4 protein-coding genes are annotated in these 6388 nt (G+C 60.3%); 3 read left to right on the top strand and 1 reads right to left on the bottom strand.

Annotated elements, in window-relative coordinates; translation table 11 throughout:
- Positions 1–381 precede the first annotated feature (381 nt).
- On the bottom strand, positions 382–1227 hold the full coding sequence (locus VN887_01255) for a hypothetical protein (GenBank protein HXT38628.1): 846 nt from the start codon (positions 1225–1227) through the stop codon (positions 382–384).
- A 478-nt stretch (positions 1228–1705) separates the two neighbouring features.
- Between VN887_01255 and VN887_01250 the strand changes: the two genes are divergently transcribed.
- The 3 genes from VN887_01250 to VN887_01240 all read left to right on the top strand — a co-directional run bounded on the left by VN887_01250 (position 1706) and on the right by VN887_01240 (position 6324).
- On the top strand, positions 1706–3475 hold the full coding sequence (locus VN887_01250; GenBank protein HXT38627.1) for a PQQ-binding-like beta-propeller repeat protein: 1770 nt from the start codon (positions 1706–1708) through the stop codon (positions 3473–3475).
- Between the two features lie 176 nt (positions 3476–3651).
- The gene (locus tag VN887_01245) at positions 3652–4923 is read left to right on the top strand and encodes an ankyrin repeat domain-containing protein (GenBank protein HXT38626.1); all 1272 of its coding nucleotides are present in this window, start codon (positions 3652–3654) and stop codon (positions 4921–4923) included.
- 477 nt (positions 4924–5400) lie between these two features.
- The gene (locus VN887_01240) at positions 5401–6324 is read left to right on the top strand and encodes a ParB/RepB/Spo0J family partition protein (GenBank protein HXT38625.1); all 924 of its coding nucleotides are present in this window, start codon (positions 5401–5403) and stop codon (positions 6322–6324) included.
- Positions 6325–6388 lie beyond the last annotated feature (64 nt).

The following is a 6388-nucleotide window of genomic DNA, read 5'->3' as shown; positions in this document are numbered from 1 at the left end:
TGCTGCTCACGGGAAAAATTACCAGCCACCTCGTCGCGGCTGCAGCACTGTGCGCCCTGCTCCTGGCGGTGTTGATCCCTATTGACATGCGTCTCTTGAGGAAACGGGTTTTCGGCGACGGTTGAAAGTCGCTTTGATCAGGAGTTGACAAGGCGCACCGACGTGACGCTGGCCGCTCGAACACCGATGAACCTGGGCAGGAGTTTCGCGAGAAAAAAGCGCGAGGCGTCCAACTTCAACGACACGGCGAACTTTGGGCGTAACAAGTCGGCAACTGGATGGAACAACAGCGCGGGGCAGAACCCACGAACCGGAGACGTCGAGTCTTTACGCGAAGCCAAACTAACTTGCCCCAATGGGGCAAAAGAGAATAGCCCGGGGTCAGCGAAGTCGTGGCCAGTCCGGCTCGGACTGAGCGTAACCCCGGGTAAACGTCCCACAAAATAATTCCCTCGCCCGTAGGAACGGGAGAGGGTGGTTGAGCGATAGCGAAGCCAGGTGAGGGTCGTGGGGTAATGCCGTAAGCACTCTGTTCCACACCTCGTCGAATGCTGGCAAAGTAAAACCAGAGGCAAGGATAGACCGAGACAAGTCTTCGTATGCCCGTTTCACAAGCTCATTAAGCAGTTGGGATTTTTTTTGAGCCTCCTCTTGAAGCTTTTCGTCAAAGCACACAACGACGCTTTCCTGCCACGCGTGAGCAGCTCTTGATGCTTCGGTGTGAAAAAGGAACGCAAATCTTTTTGGCCGACGCTGAGATTGTTCGTCTTGAATACGGCGAATACACCCTCCCACGATGAAGTTCATCAGGGCTGTTCGGAGGCCTTCCACTCTATCGCTAACCAGACATTCCTCGATTTTAAATCGGCGACGGTCGTCGGACTTCAGCACCGCCAGTTCATTGCGGTTGACCGGTGAGAACACATTGAATGCGGGCGCACCAGAAGTTTTGCTGTCTTCGAAATAGAACTTGCCACCAACGTAAGCCGAGTGAACAGGAACGAGTTCTGTGAACTGCGGTCGAACTGGTGCGAGATCCATACCCGCAATCGGTGAATCCTCTGGTTGGAGGTATAAAGAGTAAGGCGTGGCTGTGACTTGAAGAAAAGAAGACTTAGATAATTGCTGACGAAGGCTGTCCACTTGAGAAGCAATAGTCCGAAGCTGCAAACCGGTTATCTTGTCGTTGACGTATCCAATGCTCGCGTTGTCCGCTTCGTCATCCACGATTAGAATTCGTTTCTTTGCTAAACGGATTTCGACTCCTCACCCCGACCCAGTGACTCGCTCGCGCCGCTCGCTCGGCGCTGGCGGGCCTTTGGCTTTGCCGAATGGAACTCCCGTTCTTGCGAAGTGTTTCCCGGACAGAGGATTTGTCGCTCATCGCGACATGCAAACCTTTCGCAGTTTCCCAAACTGCTCAAGTCCTCGTTCGAGGCGGAGAGGGAGAATTATTTTGTCGGACCTTCACCCAGGGTATTCTCTGCGCTCAAACCCTGGGCTAATTTCTTTTGCCCCGTTGGGGCAAGTCAGTCTGGCTTCGCGGGACTACGTTTCGCGTAAGCGAACGGCTTTTTTTGGGCATCCATCTTGTGGCGGGCTTGGGAAGCCAATTCGTGAAATTCGTGTCTAAATCCGCGCTCAAAACTTCCTTCACTCAAAACCTTGCAAGCGACAATCAAATCCTTATAGAAAGATTTCAATTATGAGCAACGAAGCCGAAGTAGCCCCTGCTGAATCCAATTCGCCCATCAAGCGATCGGCTTGGCGCGCCCTGCGCGTCTGGCCTAGCGTGTTCCTGGTCCTGCTGATGATCGTCGCGCGATTCGCGCCCGCCCATCTCGAAGGCGGTCTGGCGAAGTATTGGATGGTCACCATGATGGGGCCGGTGGTTTGTTGTCTGCTGGTTTTAATCTGGTGGCTGGCGGCGAGTCGGGCGACCTGGAAGGAGCGCGTCTTCGGTTTTCTGGGACTTGCCGCAGTGTTCGCGATCGCAATGACGCTTGTGGAACCTCTGATGCGCGGACCGGGCACCATCGTCATCACGCTCCCGATGGGAATGGCCGCGTTCGTGGTGGGAGCGGTCTGGTTTCGAAAACGGCGTCCGCTCGCGCGAACTGGCGCGGCCGTGCTTCTCGCCGCCGCCGGGTTCGGATTCTCCGTTCTGCTTCGCAACGACGGCATGAACGGCGAATACCAGCTCACCCTGCACTGGCGCTGGGCGCCGACGCCGGAAGAACGAATGCTGGCCGCGAGATCCTCACGCTCTCCCGCCCAGTCGCCAAATATTCCTTCCATCGAAACGAATCTCGCAAATCTCGAGTGGCCCGGCTTTCGCGGCGCCGATCGTTCGGGGAGCTGGCGCGGTTCGATGATCGCCACCAACTGGTCCGGGCATCCGCCCCGGCAACTTTGGAAAGTGCCCGTCGGTCCCGGTTGGTCCTCCTTTGCCGTCGCCGGCAATCTGCTGTTCACCCAGGAACAACGCGGCCCGAAGGAGACGGTCGTTTGCTACGACGCCGGTTCGGGACGCGAAATCTGGAACCGGCAGTATGAAGCGCGTCTCGACGATCCGATGGGCGGTCCCGGCCCGCGCGCCACGCCGACGCTCGCGAACGGCGGATTGTTCGTCACCGGAGCGACAGGAACGTTCCTCCGATTGAATCCGGCGACCGGCGCTGTGGTGTGGCAGAAGAATTTGAAGGAAGTCGCCGGCCGGGAAGCGCCGATGTGGGGCTTTGCCGGTTCCCCGCTGGTGATCGGTTCCAATGTGATTGTCTGGGCCGGCGGCAAGGACGGCAAGGGCCTCCTGGCATTCGATGTCGAGACCGGCGCGCTCCGGTGGTCGGCGGCAACGGGCGATCATACTTACGCGTCGCCGCAGTTGAGCACCCTCGCCGGCGAAGAGCTGGTGCTGATGCTCTCCAATGACGGACTGGTGCTGGTGGAGCCGGCGACGGGCAAGGTGCGGTTGAACTACGAATGGAAGTTCGCGGGCTACCGCGCGCTGCAACCGCGGGTCGTGGGTGACGATACGGTGCTTCTCGGAACCCCGATGAATGTCGGCACGCGCGCCATTCGCATCACTCGGGTCAACGGCGAATTCAAGGCGGAGGAACTCTGGACCTCGCGCAACCTGAAGCCCGACTTTTCGGACCTGGTGACGTATCAGGGATACATTTACGGCAACGACAGTGGCTTCCTTACGTGCCTCGACCTCAAGACCGGCGACCGGATGTGGAAAGGGGGCCGGTACGGCAAAGGCCAGGTGTTGCTGCTGGAAAACGCCGGCCTGCTGCTCGTGACCGCCGAGGATGGACAAGTCCATCTTGTGCGCGCCGATCCCAAGGAGTTCGTCGAAGTGGATTCGTTCAAGACGCTCGAAGGCAAGACCTGGAACCACTCAGTGGTTGTTGGCGACAAGCTCTACGTCCGCAACTCGCAGGAGGCGGCGGCATTTCAATTGTCGCGGTGAATTGCTCCCGGGCTTTTTGCCTTGTCCAGAGCGTGTGACTGCACCAGTGTTCTCTCGCTTTCCGGAAGCATCCCGTCCGCGGAAATGGGCCCAGCCCACCGGCCAGTTGAATCGCACGTTAACCTGACTTCTTGCCCGAGGCTTGCGGACGAACGGGCGCAAACGGAAGTAAGGTTATGGCCACAGTATCCCGCGGGCTGCCGCAGCGGCCCCATCTCGACATCCCCAAACGCGAAGCGCGCGAACTGCTCAACGCCTGGCGCGCCGCCCGACCCGAGGCGCTCGAGCGGATTCGCCGGCAACATCCGAAATTCCAATCCGCGGACACTGCTGCTCTGCGAGCGGCCGTGTTTCGCCTGAGCGATGCGCAACTGGTGATCGCGCGCGAATACGGGTTCGCCCACTGGACGGAGTTGAAGGTGCGGATCAATGCGAACCCGGCTGCCGGAGCGTTGGACGCCGCCATCCGCGCCGATGATCGCGAGGCAGTGGTGCAGTTGCTGCGCGCAAATCCCAAACTGCTGCACGTGCCGGTCTGGAGTGGCAATTGGGGGCCGCCGATGAGTCACGCGGCCAATCTCGGCAGGCTTGAAATCATCAAGGCCATCGCCGCCCTGGGCGCGAGGGATTTCCAGCACGCGTTTGATCGGGCGCTGCTCCAGGGAAGAATCGAGTGCGCCAAATGGTTGCTGGATCATGGAGCGAAGCTCGTGCCCGGCATTGTGATGGGCTCGTGCGAAACGCTCAAGCCGGCCGGCCTACAGTTTCTGGCCGATGTGAACGCGCCATTCACGGACCAGCATGGCAACCGGCTCGCGCCACTGGCGCTGGCGCTCGGCACTTACGCGCGGCGCCCCGAAGACAAGCATGCTGTTCTCGATATTTTTGCGCGGCGCGGATACGAGCTTCCGGACACGCCGATGATGGCTTTTCATCGCGGGCGGGCCGAACGGTTGAAGGATTATTTGCGGCGCGATCGGGACCTGATCAACCGTCGCTTCAGTTACCGGGAGATTTATCCGCCGGAGCTGGGATGTCCTGATGATGGGCTGTCCGGGCTTTGCGGAACGCCACTGGACGGCACGACATTGCTGCACCTGGCGATAGATTTCGACGAGCAGGAGATTTTCGATCTGCTGCTCGCTCACGGCGCAGACGTGGACACGCGGGCGACAGTGGATGCGGCCGGGTTCGGCGGACACACGCCGCTCTTCAACGCGGTGGTAAGTTGCGCCCATACCAACGGGCGACAACACGATGCCACCATGGCGAAAGCGCTTTTGGCACGCGGCGCATCGTCCACGGTGCGTGCGAGCCTGCGCAAGTTTCTCGATTGGATCGAGGATCCCCGCTGGCATGAGGCGCGCGACGTCACCCCCGCGGAGTGGGGACGAACCTTCCCAGTGCAGGAGATGGTGAACGTGGAAGCGTTGCGATTGCTGGAGTAGGGTTTCAGGTCATCGGGCAGCGTTGCGGCTTCCTCGTCCACGGCGTTGTGGGTGTCTTTTTCCGATGGGATGACCCGGCACACGCCGTTGGTTCAGGGCAGAGAATGTTGCTTGAAGAACTCCGCAATGATGGCCGGCGCGCGAGCGGGTCAGGGGCGTGAGCCGGGCCGGAGGCGAAGAGTGCCGCGAGACATGACCGGAGCACGGCGAAGATGGCCATGAAGTTTTTCCGGGACGCGATGCGCGGATCGGCGCTCACGGGGTCGTTGCCATGGCGAGAGTCCGTCGGGGTGGATGCTCGCGGTCGGGTCAGGCACTCCGAACGTCCTGAAACGCAGCACAAAAGTTTGACGCCCTTTCCGGTGCGAACCGTTGATCAACCATCGAATGAGAGTCCACTTCTGGCGGCATGATTTTTTATTTCCGCGCTCCGAGCTTCACGTTGACAACGCATTGTTGCTTGGACACTCTCGCGTCATGGCAAAACCCGCTTTAGGACGCGGCCTGGGCGCGCTGTTGGGCGTCTCGGCCCCCGCGCCAAAGCCACCACCGGAGACCAGCGCGCCCGCACCCGCGTCCCCGCCATTGCCGGACGCGAGGGAGAGCGTGGAGCGCCTGCCGTTGACGCGCATCCGACCGTGCGCCCTGCAACCCCGCAAGGATTTCTCGGCAGACGCGCTGCGTGAACTGGCCGATTCAATCAGGGAACAAGGCATTGTGCAGCCGCTCATCGTACGGCCGCGGGGCGACGGCTATGAATTGATCGCCGGCGAACGCCGCTGGCGCGCGGCGCAAATTCTCGGTCTGACCGACGTGCCCGTGATTGTGCGCGAAGCGGACGACCGCGCGGTGCTCGAACTGGCCCTGATCGAAAATCTACAGCGGGAAAACCTGAACGCCATCGAAGAGGCGCTCGGCTACGCGCAGTTGGTTGAACAGTTCCAGCTCAAACAGGAGGAAGTCGCGGCCAAGGTCGGCAAAAGTCGCGCCGTGGTCGCCAATGCGCTCCGACTGCTCAGGCTCGCGCCGGAGATTCAGGCTTACGTGCGTGACGGACGGCTGTCCGTCGGCCACGGGAAAGTGATCCTGGGGCTGACCCGCGCCGAGGAACAGAAGCTGGCGGCGGATCGCGTCATCAAACAGTCGTTGAATGTCCGGCAGACCGAAGCGCTGGTCGCGCATCTGCAGAACCGGCCGGCGACAACTCCCGGCGCCAAACCGGCCCTTCTTCCGCTGACCAAAGACTCTCACGTTGCCGATCTCGAACGCCGCCTGCACGAGCGGTTCGGGACGAAAGTGGACCTGCGTTACCGCCAGGGGAAAGGCGTCCTCCACATTCACTTTTACAACGACGATGATCTCGGTCGTGTTTTGGAAATCATGAACGTGAAGTTGGATTGAATTGAAGTGCGGGCTGTCTTCCCCCTGCTGACGACCGGATCAAGTTTTCCATGACCACCACATT

Source organism: Candidatus Angelobacter sp. (assembly GCA_035607015.1).
GTDB lineage: Bacteria > Verrucomicrobiota > Verrucomicrobiia > Limisphaerales > AV2 > AV2.
This window is presented reverse-complemented; position numbering and strand designations above follow the sequence as displayed.

What these genes read in the sequence shown, in the direction of transcription:
- VN887_01245 (HXT38626.1), top strand. Translation starts at nt 3,652, where the DNA reads ATGGCCACAGTATCCCGCGGGCTGCCGCAGCGGCCCCATCTCGACATC.
- VN887_01250 (HXT38627.1), top strand. Translation starts at nt 1,706, where the DNA reads ATGAGCAACGAAGCCGAAGTAGCCCCTGCTGAATCCAATTCGCCCATC.
- VN887_01240 (HXT38625.1), top strand. Translation starts at nt 5,401, where the DNA reads ATGGCAAAACCCGCTTTAGGACGCGGCCTGGGCGCGCTGTTGGGCGTC.